Source organism: Streptomyces sp. NPDC057002 (assembly GCF_042673825.1).
GTDB lineage: Bacteria > Actinomycetota > Actinomycetes > Streptomycetales > Streptomycetaceae > Streptomyces.
In genome coordinates this window covers 287271-303984 of sequence record NZ_JBHURZ010000003.1, presented here as the reverse complement: position 1 = coordinate 303984, position 16714 = coordinate 287271, and the positions used below count along the sequence as shown (strand labels likewise).

Below are 16714 nucleotides of genomic sequence, written 5' to 3'. Positions count from 1 at the left end.
GTGCTGGACGACGGACACCGACGTGCGAGAGGCAGCCATGACCGACCCCGTGTACCGCACGATCCTCCTCTTCGACATCGAGCAGTACGGCTCGCGAGACGACGTGGAACAGGCGTTCCTGCGCCGCGTCCTCTACGACGTCGTCGACACGACCCTGCTCGACGCCGCCGTCGACGAGACCGCCCGGCTGCGCGCCGACCGCGGCGACTCCGTCATGGAGCTGATCGACACCGCGGTCCCCGTACCCGCCCTGATCAAGACACTTCTGACCGAGACCCCCGCCCTCCTCCACAACAAGAACCGCCTCCTGGCGACGAGCGCCCGTATGCGGCTGCGCATCGTCCTGTCCTCCGGCTACGTCGCCGTAGACGAACTCGACGGCTGGGTCGGCTCCGACCTCAACCACGCGGTCCGCCTGCTGAACTCCGACCCCCTGCGCGACGCCCTGACGCAGCGCGAGTCCGACTGCGTTCTGTGCGTGTCGGAAGGGATCTACCAGGGGGTTGTACGGCACGGCCCGCTGGGCGTGCGGCCGGAGGAGTTCCACCGGGTGACGGTGGGGACGAAGGAGGGGCCCACGGTGGCCTGGGTGCACGGGGAGCCGGGCAGCAGCACGCCGGGCTCCCCCGAAGCCGTCGCCGGTGCCTCGGGCCCGGACGCGCCGGCCCTCCAGCGCTCCGACGTCCGGATCTACGGCGATCAGTACGGCCAAGCCGGCGGCACACTCCACGGCGGCCAGCACTTCGACTTCACCGGCCGGACCCGGGACGAGCGCCGATGAGCCAGGAGGAGTCGGCGGCCGACGCGGCGCATCCGGCCGAAGCGCAGGACGGCGAGAAGAAGCAGCGGGACGAGGCGGCCGAGGAACAGCCGAGGCAGGAGGCGTGGGCCGCGCGCCGGGACCTGATCGCGCACGCCCCGGACTTCGTCTCCACCCTCGTCACCCGCGACCAGTTCGGCCAGGCCGGCGGCACGCACTACGGCGACCAGCACTTCCACTTCGGAGGCCGGGCCGAGGCGCCCCTCCCGCTGTCCGGGCCGATCCCGCACGGGGAGATCGAGGAGCTGAAGGTCGTCTTCCGGGGCTGCCAGAGCTTCGACGAGGCCCTGAGGCGCCTGCGGGACGACAGGCTCGTCATCCTGTCCGGCGGACGCGAGACAGGCCGCCGTACCGCCGCGCTGATGCTGCTGCACCGGTCGGGCGCCGAGCGGTTGCGCTCCCTCGATCCCCCGGCGTCGTTCCCGGAGCTTGCCGGCCAGGTCGACTCCTCGGCCGGATACGTCCTGTGCGATCTGCCCGTCGGCCGGAACCGTCCCCTGCGCGAGGCCCAACTGCACTCGCTTCGGGAGCGGCTGGAGCGCGCCCGGGCCCGTCTGGTGATCACCGTTGAGCCCTCGGCGGCGCTGGGCGACCTGCCCTCCGTACGGTGGGAGCCGCCGTCGGCCGAGGATCTGCTGCACGCCCATGTCACCCCGGCGACCGGTGAGTCCGCCTGGCCGGAACTGTGGGGACTGACAGCGGTGCGGGACTTCCTCACCCGGCACCACCGGCCCGAGGAGATCAGGCAGTTCGCGCTGCGGCTCGTCGCACACCAGCGCGGCGAGATCGACGAGGCGCGGCTCGCCGCCTTCGGCGAGACGGCCGTGGCGACCCAGGTGAACCGCTGGCTCACCGAGGAGAAGCCCGAGCTGCGTGACAAGGCGTTCCTCGTCTCCCTCGCCGTCTTCGACAAGGCGCCGTACGCGGTGACGGCCGAGCTCGCCGACGGCCTCTTCGTACGCTTGCACGACATCCAGAATCCGAACATCCGACCGACCATCCCCGTCTTCGGCAGCTCCCGCGAGGAGCGGCTCCGGCTCGCGCACGCCGACGGCTATGTGACCGCGGAGGTCACCGAGTGGGGTCCTCTGAAGGGCAGCTTCTGCGCCGCCTTCCAGGACGAGCGGACGGCTCCGATGCTGCTGGAGGAGGTGTGGAACCTCCACCCGTCGGCGCGCCCGGCCTTCGCGGAGTGGATCCGCAAGCTGGCCGACGACCGCCGCCCTCTCGTGCGGACCCGGGCGGCGTCGGCCGCCGCGCTGCTGGCCAAGGCCGATCTGTCGTCCGCCATGGCCCACCTCATCGAGCCGTGGGCGGACGGCCGTAAGCCGCATGCCTGGCTGACCGCGGCCAACGCCCTCACCATGACCCAGCTGCTGAAGGTGCCGGCCGTCTCCCGGATCCTGCACGACTGGTGCGTCGGGGAGGTCGAGAGCCGTCGCTGGACCGCCATCCGTGCCTACGGCCTCCTGGGGCCGGTGCACCATGAGGAGACCCTGGCGGCACTCGTGGACGCCATGCACCGGCCGCCGCCCGACGAGGCCGGGAGCGTCCAGGAGGACGGGGAGCCACCGGAGGAGGCCCGGCAGCTCGCCGACGCCCTCGAACTCCTCCTCCTCGCCGTACGGGACCCCGTACTGGCCGCCCTGACCGAACTCCGCCGCACCGACCGCGTGGTCCGCCCGCACGCCCTGCTCGCCTTCTTCCAGGCCTGCAAGCAGACGAAGGACGACGACAGCGACCGCCCGCCCGTCCTCGCCTGGTGCGCGCGGGCCGCGGCGGCCGACGACCCGACGGCCGCCCGGCAGCTGGCCGCGTTCTGGGACGCGCTGCTCACCGACCGGACACACAACCCGAAGGCCCTCGGCATCCTGCGCGGCTGGGTGCGCCTGGCCGACGACGGCCCGGAGACCGAGTCGGCCCTCGCCTCCCTGCTCGGCGCCCTCGGAACCACACCCACCAACCGGCGGCGCGTCAGCCATCTGCTGGGCACGGTCCGCGACTCCAGGGGAGCCGTCACACCGGCCGCGGACCGGCTGCGCAAGCGCCTCGCCCTCGACTGACCCGCCTACGGAGGCCGACCATGGACCACGACACCGACCCCGTCCGCACCGTCTGGCAGCTGCCGCGCTTCCACCTCGGCGGCCGGCGCTTCACGGGCCGCATCGACCACGCCCTGGTGTGTGTGACCAGAAAGGGCGCGTACGAGACCTTCCCGCCACCCGACCGTCCCGCCTCCATGCGGCGGTACGTCGCCGTGTACGAGGTGGACACCGACCCGCACGCCTTCCAGCTGGACATGCTCCTGCCCAGCCTGGTCGACAGCTTCGAGTTCGAGGTCACGGCCGACGTCGGCTGGCGCGTCACCCACCCGGCGCTCTTCGTCCGCAGCCAGGAGCGGGACGTACCCGGCCTGCTCACCCGGGAGCTGCTGCCGCTGATGCGGGACGCCGGCCGCCGTCACCCCATCGACGCGAGCGCCGAGGCGGAACGGGCCGTGCAGCGGGCGGTGCGGGAGGCGACCTCGCTCGGCCGCGCCCAAGGTCTGCACGTCACCTGCTCGATACGCCTGCGCCGCGACGCCACCGAACGATCCCACCAGGCCCGCCTGCGGACCGCCCGGCACGAGGTGGAGGCCGCGAGGCCGGAGCACGAGGCGACCCGGCTCCGCGACACCTACGAGGCAGAGCGCAGGACCGAACAGATCAGGTTCTACGAACTCACCCTGGCCAGGGGCGGTACCGCCGCGCTCGCCCTGCACCTGGCGGCGCACCCGGAGGAGACCCGGCTCGTCCTGGAACACCTCCAGTCGGGCCAGAACAGGCTGCTGGACACCCAGGTGAACCTGATCAACCAGGCCTTGGACAACAAGCAGCTGGAGGGCTACCAGCTCGACGAGCCCCACAAGCTCATCGCCGAGCGGATGAAGGTCATCCTGCGGACCACGGACCCGTCCGCCCCGCCCGAGGACGATCCGGAGCCCGGCACATGACCTCCCCGGACGATTCCGGCGTGCGCGCGGGCACCCGGCTGCTCGCCGACCTCCGCGGCGAGATCGCCCGCGCCGACGCCAAGGCCACCGTGCTCGTCGGCGCCCTGGGCATCTCGGGGGGCATGCTCGCCGCGCTCCTGGCCGACCGCGGCTGGACTCCCGGCCGGCTTCCTGCACCCGCCGCCGTGCTGTGGTGGGCCGGGGCGACGTCCCTGGTCGTCGCGCTGTTCGCCCTCCTGCTGGCGGTCGTGCCCCGCTACCGGAGCAGCCGCTGGACGCCCGGCAGCCCGCTCACCTACTTCGGCGACGTACGACGAGCCGCAGCCGAGGGGCGGCTCACCACGGCCCTCGCGGACACCGGCCGCGACCCCGCTCGTGGCCTTCTGCTCGCCCTCGCCGAGACGAGCGGCATCGCCGCCCGCAAGCACTTCTGGATCCGGACCGGACTGTTCTCGTTCGGCTGCTCGGCGGTCCTGCTGCCCGGATCGATGCTCCTCGCCTGAACCACGCCGCTCTGTCCCCCGCACGGGAAGGAAGGCCCATGCCCATGTCCGCACCGGTCCCCGACGACGACCTCCCCCGCCGCTCCGGCCGGGTCCACATAGCCGCCCGCCGGCGCGGGGCGGATCTCACCGCCCTCGGCTCGCTGGTGCTGCACCTCCCCCACGTCACCGCCAGCCTGGCCGTCGTCTTCGTCGTGTCCTACGCCCTGGGCCGGCTGAGCGATCTGCCCTGGTGGCTTCTCTTCGGCTGCTGGGTCCTGAGCGGGGCCCTGGTCTTCCACCGGCCGTGCGAACGGCTCCTGGCCCGATGGCTGTTCGGCCTGCGCTACCCCACGCCGGAGGAGGACAGGCGGCTGCGGCCCGTCTGGCACGAGGTGACCGCCCGGGCCGGAGTGGACGCGGGCGCCTATCAGCTCTGGATGGAGGAGAGCGACGAGATCAACGCCCTGGCCGCGGCCGGTCATATCGTCGGCGTGACCAGTCACTCGCTGCGGAGCCTGACGCCCGCCCAGCTCGCCGGCGTCCTCGCCCACGAACTCGGGCACCACACGCGGGGACACGCGTGGGCCTCGCTGCTGTCCCTCTGGTACGCGCTGCCGGCCCGGCTCGCCTGGCGGCTGCTGCTCCTGCTCTGCACCCGGCTGGGCCGGCTCCCGACGGGTACGGCCGCCGTGGTGACCGGCGTGGCCGGGGCGCTTCTGATCGCGCTGGCGACCGCCACGTACGGGCTGATCTTCCTGCCGTTGGCGACGCCCTACCTGGTGGCCGCGGTCGCCCGGCGGTCCGAGCTGCGGGCCGACGAGCACGCGGCGGGGCTCGGCTTCGCGCCCCAGCTCATGGCCGTACTGCACCAGGAGCGCGAACGGGAGGTCACGGCCACCGCCCCGGGCCTCGCCTTCGCGAAAGGCGGAATGATCACGCGGCTGCTCGACTCGCACCCCGATGTGCACACCCGGCTGCTCGACTCGCACCCCGATGTGCACACCCGGCTCCACCGCTTACAGGCCCATCTGGACAGCCGGCGCTGACACGCCGGAGGGCGGCCACCTCAAGGTGACCGCCCTCCGGTTCAAGCGACTCGCTTACTGGTTGTACGGACCGTAGTCGTAGTCCTCCAGCGGAACGGCCTGGCCGGAGCCCGTGCCGAACGGCGAGTAGTCGATGTCGTCGTAGCCGACGGCCGAGTACATCGCGGCCTTGGCCTCCTCGGTCGGCTCGACCCGGATGTTGCGGTAGCGGGACAGACCCGTACCGGCCGGGATGAGCTTACCGATGATGACGTTCTCCTTGAGGCCGATGAGGCTGTCGGACTTGGCGTTGATCGCCGCGTCCGTCAGGACTCGGGTCGTCTCCTGGAAGGAGGCGGCCGACAGCCAGGATTCCGTCGCCAGCGAGGCCTTGGTGATACCCATCAGCTGCGGACGACCGGAGGCCGGGTGACCGCCCTCCTGGACCACACGACGGTTCTCGGTCTCGAACTTCGAGCGCTCGACCAGCTCGCCGGGCAGCAGCTCGGCGTCGCCCGACTCGATGATCGTCACGCGGCGCAGCATCTGCCGGATGATGATCTCGATGTGCTTGTCGTGGATCGACACACCCTGCGAGTTGTAGACCTTCTGGACCTCGCCGACCAGGTGGACCTGGACGGCACGCTGGCCCAGGATGCGCAGCACGTCGTGCGGGTTGGTGGCACCCACGGTGAGCTTCTGGCCCACCTCGACGTGCTCGCCCTCGCTGACCAGGAGTCGGGCACGCTTCGAGATCGGGAACGCCGTCTCGTCGCTGCCGTCGTCCGGGGTGACGACGAGCTTCTTGGTCTTCTCGGTCTCCTCGATCCGGACGCGGCCGGAGGCCTCGGAGATCGGGGCGACACCCTTCGGGGTACGGGCCTCGAAGAGCTCGACGACACGCGGCAGACCCTGGGTGATGTCGTCACCGGCCACACCACCGGTGTGGAAGGTACGCATCGTCAGCTGGGTGCCGGGCTCACCGATGGACTGGGCGGCGATGATGCCGACCGCCTCACCGATGTCGACCAGCTTGCCGGTGGCCAGCGAACGGCCGTAGCACATGGCACAGGTGCCGACGTGCGACTCGCAGGTCAGGATCGAGCGGGTCTTGACCTCCTCGACACCGTGGTGCACGAGCTGGTCGATGAGCACGTCGCCCAGGTCCACGTTGGCCGGCGCGATCACCTTGCCGTCGATGACGACGTCCTGGGCGAGCATGCGGGCGTAGACGCTGGTCTCGACGTCCTCGGCCTTGCGCAGGACACCGGTCTCGTCCTTCGAGGCGATCCGCAGCTTCAGACCGCGCTCGGTGCCGCAGTCCTCCTCGCGGATGATGACGTCCTGGGAGACGTCGACCAGACGACGGGTCAGGTAACCCGAGTCGGCGGTACGCAGAGCGGTGTCCGCCAGACCCTTACGGGCACCGTGCGTGGAGATGAAGTACTCCAGCACGGACAGACCCTCACGGAACGACGCCTTGATCGGACGCGGGATCGTCTCGTTCTTCGCGTTCGACACCAGACCACGCATACCGGCGATCTGACGCATCTGCATCATGTTGCCTCGTGCACCCGAGTTCACCATCATGAAGATCGGGTTGGTCTTCGGGAAGTTGTCGTTCATCGCCTCGGCGACCTCGTTGGTCGCCTTGGTCCAGATCGCGATGAGCTCCTGCGTGCGCTCGTCCTTGGTGATCAGACCGCGCTCGTACTGCTTCTGGACCTTCTCGTCCTGCGCCTCGTACCCGCGGACGATCTCCTTCTTCGCCTCGGGAACGACGACGTCGGAGATGGCCACGGTGACGCCGGAGCGGGTCGCCCAGAAGAAGCCGGACGCCTTCAGGTTGTCGAGCGTCGCCGCCACGATGACCTTGGGGTAGCGCTCGGCGAGGTCGTTGACGATCTCGGAGAGCTGCTTCTTGCCGACCTCGTAGTCGACGAACGGGTAGTCCTCGGGCAGCAGCTCGTTGAAGAGCGCACGGCCCAGGGTGGTGTTCAGCCGGAAGCTGTCACCCTGCTGCCACTCGGGCTCGCCCTCCTCACGCGCCGGCGGCATCCAGCCACGCGGCGGGATGGTGCCGACCGGGAAGCGGACGTCGATCTTCGACTGGAGCGACAGCTCGCCCGCGTCGAAGGCCATGATCGCCTCGGCGACCGAGGCGAAGGAACGGCCCTCGCCCTTGAGGTCGCGCATCTCGCCGTCGGTGGTGAGGAAGAACAGACCGAGGACCATGTCCTGGGTCGGCATCGTCACCGGACGGCCGTCGGCGGGCTTGAGGATGTTGTTCGAGGACAGCATCAGGATGCGGGCCTCGGCCTGCGCCTCCGCGGAGAGCGGCAGGTGGACGGCCATCTGGTCACCGTCGAAGTCCGCGTTGAACGCGGTGCAGACGAGCGGGTGGATCTGAATGGCCTTGCCCTCGACCAGCTGCGGCTCGAAGGCCTGGATGCCGAGGCGGTGCAGCGTGGGCGCACGGTTCAGCAGAACCGGGTGCTCCGCGATGACCTCTTCCAGCACGTCGTACACGACCGTGCGGCCGCGCTCGACCATGCGCTTGGCGCTCTTGATGTTCTGCGCGTGGTTCAGGTCGACCAGGCGCTTCATCACGAACGGCTTGAAGAGCTCCAGCGCCATCGCCTTCGGCAGACCGCACTGGTGCAGCTTCAGCTGCGGACCGACGACGATCACGGAACGCGCGGAGTAGTCCACACGCTTACCGAGCAGGTTCTGACGGAAGCGACCCTGCTTACCCTTCAGCATGTCGCTGAGGGACTTCAGCGGGCGGTTACCGGGACCGGTGACCGGACGGCCACGACGGCCGTTGTCGAACAACGCGTCGACGGCCTCCTGGAGCATGCGCTTCTCGTTGTTCACGATGATCTCGGGCGCACCGAGGTCGAGAAGGCGCTTCAGTCGGTTGTTCCGGTTGATCACACGGCGGTACAGGTCGTTCAGGTCGGAGGTCGCGAAGCGGCCACCGTCCAGCTGCACCATCGGGCGAAGGTCCGGCGGGATGACCGGCACGCAGTCGAGCACCATGCCCTTGGGGCTGTTGCTGGTCTGCAGGAACGCGGAGACGACCTTCAGGCGCTTGAGCGCACGGGTCTTCTTCTGGCCCTTGCCGGTGCGGATGATCTCGCGGAGCTTCTCGGCCTCCTCGTCGAGGTCGAAGGACTCCAGGCGCTTCTGCAGCGCCGCGGCACCCATCGAGCCGTCGAAGTACGTACCGAAGCGGTCACGCAGCTCGCGGTAGAGCAGCTCGTCGCCCTCGAGGTCCTGGACCTTGAGGTTCTTGAAGCGGTTCCACACCTCGTCGAGACGGTCGATCTCGCGCTGCGCACGGTCACGCAGCTGCTTCATCTCGCGCTCGGCACCCTCGCGCACCTTGCGGCGCACGTCGGCCTTGGCGCCCTCGGCCTCGAGCTCGGCCAGGTCGGTCTCGAGCTTCTTGGCGCGGGCCTCCAGGTCGGCGTCGCGGCGCTGCTCGATCTGCTGGCGCTCGACGGAGACGTGGGCCTCCAGCGAGGGCAGGTCGCGCGTACGGCGCTCCTCGTCGACGTACGTGATCATGTACGCCGCGAAGTAGATGACCTTCTCGAGGTCCTTGGGAGCCAGGTCGAGCAGGTAGCCCAGCCGGCTCGGGACGCCCTTGAAGTACCAGATGTGCGTGACGGGCGCGGCCAGCTCGATGTGGCCCATCCGCTCACGACGCACCTTGGCGCGGGTGACCTCGACGCCACAGCGCTCACAGATGATGCCCTTGAAGCGGACGCGCTTGTACTTGCCGCAGTAGCACTCCCAGTCCCGGGTCGGACCGAAGATCTTCTCGCAGAAGAGTCCGTCCTTTTCGGGCTTGAGGGTGCGGTAGTTGATGGTCTCGGGCTTCTTGACCTCGCCGTGGCTCCACTGACGGATGTCGTCAGCGGTAGCCAGACCGATCCGGAGCTCGTCGAAGAAGTTGACGTCGAGCACTATGCGTCAATCCCTCTCAGGGTTGTAAGTCATGGGGTCTGATACGGGGGTCCTGGGGCCGGAGGCCTTCATGACGAAGGCCTCCGAACTCCCGTCAGACCTCTTCGACGCTGCTCGGCTCGCGCCGGGACAGGTCGATGCCAAGCTCCTCCGCAGCGCGGAAGACGTCCTCGTCGGTGTCGCGCATCTCGATGGACATGCCGTCCGAGGACAGCACCTCCACGTTGAGGCACAGGGACTGCATCTCCTTGATGAGCACCTTGAAGGACTCGGGGATGCCGGGCTCGGGAATGTTCTCGCCCTTGACGATGGCCTCGTAGACCTTCACGCGGCCGGTGACGTCGTCGGACTTGATGGTCAGCAGCTCCTGGAGGGCGTACGCGGCGCCGTAAGCCTCCAGCGCCCACACCTCCATCTCACCGAAGCGCTGGCCACCGAACTGGGCCTTACCACCCAGCGGCTGCTGGGTGATCATCGAGTACGGACCGGTCGAGCGGGCGTGCAGCTTGTCGTCGACCAGGTGGTGCAGCTTCAGGATGTACATGTAGCCGACCGAGATCGGCTCCGGGAACGGCTCGCCGGAGCGGCCGTCGAACAGCGGCGCCTTACCGGTCGGGAGCACCATGCGCTCGCCGTCGCGGTTCGGGATCGTGTGGTTCAGCAGACCCGCCAGCTCGTCCTCACGCGCACCGTCGAAGACGGGGGTGGCGACGTTGGTGCCGGGCTCGACCTTGTCGGCCTCGATGGCCTGGAGGCGCTGCGCCCAGTCGTCCGCGAGACCGGAGACGTCCCAGCCGCGGCTGGCGAGCCAGCCGAGGTGGATCTCCAGGACCTGACCCGGGTTCATTCGGGACGGCACACCGAGCGGGTTGAGGATGATGTCGACCGGGGTGCCGTCCTCCAGGAACGGCATGTCCTCGATCGGCAGGATCTTCGAGATGACGCCCTTGTTGCCGTGACGGCCGGCGAGCTTGTCACCGTCGGTGATCTTGCGCTTCTGCGCGACGTAGACGCGCACCAGCTGGTTCACACCGGGGGGAAGCTCGTCGCCCTCCTCGCGGTCGAAGACGCGGACGCCGATGACCTTGCCGGTCTCGCCGTGCGGCACCTTCAGCGAGGTGTCACGGACCTCACGGGCCTTCTCACCGAAGATCGCGCGCAGCAGGCGCTCCTCGGGCGTCAGCTCGGTCTCACCCTTGGGCGTGACCTTGCCGACGAGGATGTCACCGGCGATAACCTCGGCACCGATACGGATGATGCCGCGCTCGTCGAGGTCGGCGAGGACCTCCTCGGAGACGTTCGGGATGTCCCGGGTGATCTCCTCGGGGCCGAGCTTGGTGTCACGGGCGTCGACCTCGTGCTCCTCGATGTGGATCGAGGAGAGGACGTCGTCCTGCACGAGGCGCTGCGACAGGATGATCGCGTCCTCGTAGTTGTGACCCTCCCACGGCATGAACGCCACGAGCAGGTTCTTGCCCAGCGCCATCTCACCCTGCTGGGTGGCCGGACCGTCCGCGAGGATCTGGCCCTCGATGATCCGGTCGCCCTCGCCGACGATGACCTTCTGGTTGACCGAGGTGCCCTGGTTGGAACGGGCGAACTTGGCCAGGCGGTACGTGATGTACGTGCCGTCGTCGTTGGCGGTGGTGATGTAGTCCGCGGAGACCTCCTGGACCACACCCGGCTTCTCGGCCTTGACCACGTCGCCGGCGTCGGCCGCGGAGCGGTACTCCATGCCGGTGCCGACGAGCGGGGCCTCGGACTTGATCAGCGGCACGGCCTGACGCATCATGTTCGCGCCCATGAGGGCACGGTTGGCGTCGTCGTGCTCGAGGAAGGGGATCATGGCGGTCGCGACCGACACCATCTGGCGCGGCGAGACGTCCATGTAGTCCACGTCTTCGCCGGTGACGTAGTCGACCTCGCCGCCCTTACGGCGGACCAGCACGCGGGCCTCGGCGAAGCGGAGCTCGTCGGTGAGCGGCGCGTTGGCCTGCGCGATGACGAAGCGGTCTTCCTCGTCGGCGGTCAGGTAGTCGACCTCGTCGGTGACCTGGCCCTCGAACACCTTGCGGTAGGGGGTCTCGACAAAACCGAACGCGTTGACCCGGCCGTAGGAGGCGAGCGAGCCGATCAGACCGATGTTCGGGCCTTCGGGCGTCTCGATCGGGCACATGCGGCCGTAGTGCGAGGGGTGCACGTCACGGACCTCGAAGCCGGCCCGCTCACGGGACAGACCACCCGGGCCGAGCGCGGAAAGACGCCGCTTGTGCGTCAGACCCGACAGCGGGTTGTTCTGGTCCATGAACTGCGACAGCTGGCTGGTGCCGAAGAACTCCTTGATGGAGGCGACGACCGGCCGGATGTTGATCAGGGTCTGCGGCGTGATCGCCTCGACGTCCTGGGTCGTCATCCGCTCGCGGACGACACGCTCCATACGCGCCAGACCCGTACGGACCTGGTTCTGGATGAGCTCGCCGACGCTGCGCAGACGACGGTTGCCGAAGTGGTCGATGTCGTCGGTCTCGACGACGATCGAGGTACCGCTGTCGCCGACCGTCTCGGCCTCGCCCGCGTGCAGCTTCACCAGGTACTTGATCGTCGAGATGACGTCCTCGACGGTCAGGATGCCGGCGTCGAGCGGAGCGTCCGCGCCCAGCTTCTTGTTGACCTTGTAGCGGCCGACCTTGGCGAGGTCGTAGCGCTTGGGGTTGAAGTACAGGTTCTCAAGGAGCGTCTGCGCGGCCTCACGCGTGGGGGGCTCGCCCGGACGCAGCTTGCGGTAGATGTCGAGCAGCGCGTCGTCCTGGCCCTGGGTGTGGTCCTTCTCCAGGGTGGCGCGCATGGACTCGTACTCGCCGAACTCCTCCAGGATCTGCTCGGTCGTCCAACCGAGAGCCTTGAGCAGGACGGTGACGGACTGCTTGCGCTTGCGGTCGATGCGGACACCGACCATGTCGCGCTTGTCGATCTCCATCTCCAGCCAGGCACCCCGGGACGGGATGATCTTGGCGGAGAAGATGTCCTTGTCGGACGTCTTGTCGATGGAGGAGTCGAAGTAGACACCGGGCGAACGGACCAGCTGCGACACCACGACACGCTCGGTGCCGTTGATGACGAAGGTGCCCTTGTTCGTCATGAGCGGGAAGTCGCCCATGAAGACGGTCTGCGACTTGATCTCGCCGGTCTCGTTGTTCGTGAACTCGGCGGTGACGAAGAGCGGGGCCGCGTACGTGAAGTCGCGCTCCTTGCACTCGTCGATCGAGTTCTTCGGCGGCTCGAAGCGGTGGTCACGGAAGGTCAGCGACATCGACCCGCTGAAGTCCTCGATCGGGGAGATCTCCTCGAAGATCTCCTCCAGACCGGACTTGGTGGGGACGTCCTGACCGTTGTCCAGAGCCTCCTCGACCCGACTCTGCCAAGCGGTGTTGCCGAGCAGCCAGTCGAAGCTCTCGGTCTGCAGCGCGAGCAGGTTCGGAACCTCGAGAGGCTCCTTGATCTTTGCAAAGGAAATGCGCAGCGGGGCGGTGCTGGCGCCGTTGTTCGTATTCGCGGTCGAGGCGTTGCGCGAGGCGGCCAAGAGGGGGTCCTTCCGAGGGCTCGGACTCACTACGCGCGTACCGGCCCCTCTCCCGTACACAGAGACAAGCTGTGTCGGTCCGGCCGAAAGGCCAGGTCAGACAGGTCTTGTCATCGATGCTCGGGTGAGGGCAGACCCCTGGTGACGGGCAGGGGACAGCTAACAGGCAGCGCAAAGGGTCAGTGTAGCCACTTGGCACACTGATGTCCAGTCCGGGTTTTCACGCCCGTGTTGACCCTCGTTGTTCCACTCCTGCTACAAGGCGCTGCCCTCAACGCACGTTGATACTGCCCTCTTCGCCGTCGATCCATGCCTCGGATACGGATCCTTGTGACGACGCGTCCTGAGAATTGCGCGCTGCGTGCGGTTCGTCAAGGCCCCCCTGCCCGAACCGGGGACGCCCGGAGACACGACGAAGATCACCATACCCCCCGTCACTGAGGGTGCAAGGCAACCGTGGCCGGACCCCGGGAACGCCGAAGAGCGACCACCCGGATGGATGATCGCTCTTCCGCGCTTACGCGTTACACGTCCAGTGGGACGTGTCGTGGATCCTGGCGGATCCGAGAGGTCTTACTTGACCTCGACGGAGGCGCCGGCGCCCTTGAGGGACTCGGCGGCCTTCTCGGCGGCGTCCTTGGCGACCTTCTCGAGAACGGGCTTCGGGGCGCCGTCCACGAGGTCCTTGGCCTCCTTCAGACCCAGGGAGGTCAGCTCGCGCACGACCTTGATGACCTGGATCTTCTTGTCGCCGGCACCGGTGAGGATGACGTCGAACTCGTCCTGCTCCTCGGCGGCCTCGGCGGCGGCGCCACCAGCGGCACCACCGGCGACGACGACCGGCGCGGCAGCGGCGGCGGTGACGTCGAACTTCTCCTCGAAGGCCTTCACGAACTCGGAGAGCTCGATGAGGGTCATCTCTTCGAACTGGGCGAGCAGGTCGTCCTGGCTGAGCTTCGCCATGATGGCGGTCCTTCCACTAAATCGGCAGGTGCCGGATGTACATGTGTGGCGGGCGTACGTCTGGCCCGCGACGGCCTCCGCGTTCAGGCAGCGGGGGCCGGGATGCGAGCCGAGTTACTCGGCACCGCCCTGCTCGTCCTGCTTGGCACGGAGCGCGTCCACGGTGCGGACGAGCTTCGACGGCAGCGCCTGGAAGACAGAGGCAGCCTGGGACTGCTTGCCCTTCATGGCACCGGCCAGCTTGGAGAGCAGAACCTCGCGGGACTCGAGGTCCGCAAGCTTCTTGATGTCGTCGGCGGACAGCGCCTTGCCGTCAAGGACACCGCCCTTGATGACGAGGTTGGGGTTGTCCTTGGCGAAGTCACGGAGACCCTTCGCCGCCTCGACCGGGTCACCGGTCACGAAGGCGACGGCCGACGAACCCGTGAAGAGGTCGTCGATCGTGTTGATCCCGGCCTCATTGGCCGCAATCTTGGTCAGCGTGTTCTTCGCCACACGGTAGTTAGCGTTCTCACCGAGTGAACGACGCAGCTGCTGCAGCTGCGCCACGGTGAGACCGGTGTACGCGGTGACGACGGCACCGTTGGAGTTGCGGAACTTGTCCCGCATCTCCTCGACGGCATCGACCTTGTCAGGCCTCGCCATGAGCCTCGGCCTCCTTCCGGGTGATTCGGACCGCGCGGACCCGAAGGAGGACTGGGGAAAACGAAACGCCCCGGCGCAAGCGCACGGGGCGTAGCTCGACCGGTTGTCCGGCCGCACGAGGCGGCGGAATCCAGGAGCTCTTCCAGTGTCACCTGCGCGGGTCGTCCGCCGTTCAGCGGATCCTTCGGCCACCACGCCCTCTTCCGAGCACGCGGTAACGACCAGCGGTCTTTGGCTTCTACAGGAGGGTACGGGAACGGATCGCCGTCAAGCAAATCCGCCCGTACGGCTCCGTCGTACGACCGGCGGTGCGGGGCGGATCAGCCCTGCTCCAGCTCCTTGAACATGCCGGCGAGGTCCGCGACCTCCTTGGCGGGCGGCGCCTTGACGTCCACCGGCTTGTTGTAGTCGAGGAAGGTGATGGTCATGTCGAGCGGGCCCTTGGCGGCATCGCCCTTCATGCGGAACTGCTTGGTGTGGTCGTCGCCGTCGATCCACATGTCCATCGTGAGCTTGTCGACACCGAGCTTCTCGTACTGCTTGATGCTCTTCTCGCGCTGCTTGCGAGTGTCCGCCTTGGCGTCCTTGGCGGAGGCGCGCAGGTCGGCGAGGGTGACCGTGCCCGAGTAGTGGGTCGTCTCGACGCCGTCTACCTTCTCGGAGCCGACCTCCTTCACGTCCTTGGCGCCCGCGAGGAAGGCGGACTGGGCCGCCGGGTCCTGCTCGGCCCGGCTCGTGCTGCTGCCCGCCTGGTCCAGTTCCTTGCCGGCCTCGGACCCGGACAGGTCGAACTTCATCCAGCGCTTGCCGTCCATCTCCTTGGCCATCTCGGCTCCCCCACCGAGGTACATGGCCTTGTCGACGAGGCGGATCTCCACGGCCTCGGTGGCTCCCTTGTCGGGTGCCGTCATCTTCATGCTCATGGCGATCGTGGGCTTGAGGCGCATCGACGCCTCGCCCTTGACCCGGCCCTCGCCCGGGGACGTGCCGCTCAGGCGGTACCGGAGGGACGTGATGTCCTCCGTGTTCTTCGCCGCCTTGGCGACGGCGGCCGCGGGCGTCATCTCCGGCGACTGCTCGGATCCGCAGCCGACCGCGCCGGCGGCGAGCAGCAGCGCGCCCAGCCCGGCGACGGGCATGGATGTCCTCATTGATTCCCCCCAAGGAATACATGATTGCTTCACAGCAAGGCGGTGAGCTTATCCCAGAGGGGCACAAGTGACCTATCCGAATTCACGGCAGCCTCAGGGCGTACCGGTTGTACCCGCCTTCTTCCGCATCAGGTCCGCGAAGTCCCCGGTGTCGGAGACCGGGGGCCGCTCCGCCCGGACCCGCACGCCGTAGTCGCGGTAGTGCGCGGTCTGGGTCATCCGGCCCGTGGTCATCCGCGCCTTCTCCACCTTCTTGACCAGAAGGTTCCGCTCGTCGATCCAGATGTCGACGGTCTCGGTGGTGACACCGGCCTCGGTCAGCTGCTTCTTCAGGCCGTCGTCGGTGACGTCCGCCGTGGCCACGGTGCCGGAGTAATGCGTGGCGGCCCGGCCGCGCACGGTCTCCTCGCCTATCTTCCGGACGTCCCCGGAGGCCAGCAGGAGTTTCACGGACTGGTTGGGCGTGGTGGTGCGCATCTGGTCGCCGAGGTGGGCCCCGGAGCCGCCGGCGAGGGCTTCGAGATCGTCGTACGCGTACCGGATCCAGTGTCTGCCGTCGGCCTGCTCGGCGAACTTGTCGCCCATGCGCGCGTAGTAGGCGTCGGGCAGGTAGCGGGCCTCCATCGAGGTGGTGCCGAGCCTGCGCATGGTGTCGGCGATCGTGCCGCCGGTGTAGGTGATGGTGAGGGTGCCGGTGATGCCGTCGCTCCAGCCGAGGGTGCCGTCGGCGGTCATGGACATCAGCGAGCCCATGGTCGTCTTGGACTCGACCCGGGCGGACTCGGCCTGTGCGGTGGCCCGTTCGGCGGAGCGCAGGTCCGCCAGGGAGGTGCCGCGCGCGGCACGGTCGTCCTTGCCCGGGCGGTCGGAGGAGTCCGAGAAGGTGCAGGCGGCCACCCCCGTCAGCGCGGTCGCCATCGCGAGCACCTGGCCCACGCGGCGCACGGTCCTGCCCTGCATACGTCCCCCCGTTCGCATCCGGTTCCCGCACGTTAACCCAGGCCACCGGCGTACGTACCGGAAAAGGGAACGGGCCCCGCACCTCTGAGAGGTGCGGGGCCCGTGACCGGTTGGGCGA

The 16714-nt window shown here is 68.5% G+C and carries 11 protein-coding genes; 5 read left to right on the top strand and 6 right to left on the bottom strand.

Annotated elements, in window-relative coordinates; translation table 11 throughout:
* Positions 1-37 precede the first annotated feature (37 nt).
* The 5 genes from ACFT32_RS15795 to ACFT32_RS15775 are packed head-to-tail and all read left to right on the top strand — an operon-like array spanning position 38 to position 5343.
* Entirely contained in the window at positions 38-781 is a 744-nt protein-coding gene (locus tag ACFT32_RS15795; RefSeq protein WP_382489335.1) for a hypothetical protein, read from the top strand.
* Positions 778-2883, top strand: a complete 2106-nt coding sequence (locus tag ACFT32_RS15790) for a hypothetical protein (RefSeq protein WP_382489333.1) — start codon at positions 778-780, stop codon at positions 2881-2883. The genes ACFT32_RS15795 and ACFT32_RS15790 overlap by 4 nt, the downstream gene beginning before the upstream one ends.
* Positions 2884-2903: 20 nt before the next feature.
* Positions 2904-3812, top strand: coding sequence for a hypothetical protein (locus ACFT32_RS15785; RefSeq protein ID WP_382489332.1), 909 nt, complete (start codon positions 2904-2906; stop codon positions 3810-3812).
* Positions 3809-4315, top strand: a complete 507-nt coding sequence (locus ACFT32_RS15780) for a Pycsar system effector family protein (protein ID WP_382489330.1) — start codon at positions 3809-3811, stop codon at positions 4313-4315. The genes ACFT32_RS15785 and ACFT32_RS15780 overlap by 4 nt, the downstream gene beginning before the upstream one ends.
* 38 nt (positions 4316-4353) lie before the next feature.
* Positions 4354-5343, top strand: coding sequence for a M48 family metalloprotease (locus ACFT32_RS15775; RefSeq protein ID WP_382489328.1), 990 nt, complete (start codon positions 4354-4356; stop codon positions 5341-5343).
* A gap of 54 nt (positions 5344-5397) precedes the next feature.
* On the opposite strand, the gene ACFT32_RS15770 is transcribed toward ACFT32_RS15775, so the two are convergent.
* The 6 genes from ACFT32_RS15770 to ACFT32_RS15745 form a co-directional block, all read right to left on the bottom strand.
* On the bottom strand, positions 5398-9297 hold the full coding sequence (locus ACFT32_RS15770) for a DNA-directed RNA polymerase subunit beta' (protein WP_382489326.1): 3900 nt from the start codon (positions 9295-9297) through the stop codon (positions 5398-5400).
* Between the two features lie 94 nt (positions 9298-9391).
* On the bottom strand, positions 9392-12877 hold the full coding sequence (gene rpoB, locus ACFT32_RS15765) for a DNA-directed RNA polymerase subunit beta (RefSeq protein WP_382489324.1): 3486 nt from the start codon (positions 12875-12877) through the stop codon (positions 9392-9394).
* Between the two features lie 573 nt (positions 12878-13450).
* The gene (gene rplL, locus ACFT32_RS15760) at positions 13451-13840 is read right to left on the bottom strand and encodes a 50S ribosomal protein L7/L12 (protein WP_189728713.1); all 390 of its coding nucleotides are present in this window, start codon (positions 13838-13840) and stop codon (positions 13451-13453) included.
* A 114-nt stretch (positions 13841-13954) separates the two neighbouring features.
* Positions 13955-14485 (bottom strand): 50S ribosomal protein L10, encoded by a 531-nt coding sequence (rplJ, locus tag ACFT32_RS15755; RefSeq protein ID WP_215119470.1) that lies wholly within the window; start codon positions 14483-14485, stop codon positions 13955-13957.
* A 320-nt stretch (positions 14486-14805) separates the two neighbouring features.
* Complete coding sequence (locus ACFT32_RS15750) at positions 14806-15636, bottom strand: LppX_LprAFG lipoprotein (protein ID WP_382489321.1); 831 nt, start codon at positions 15634-15636, stop codon at positions 14806-14808.
* Positions 15637-15729: 93 nt separating this feature from the next.
* Positions 15730-16596 carry a hypothetical protein gene (locus tag ACFT32_RS15745; protein WP_382489319.1) on the bottom strand — a complete coding sequence of 289 codons (867 nt, stop codon included), beginning with the start codon at positions 16594-16596 and terminating at the stop codon, positions 15730-15732.
* Positions 16597-16714: the final 118 nt, after the last annotated feature.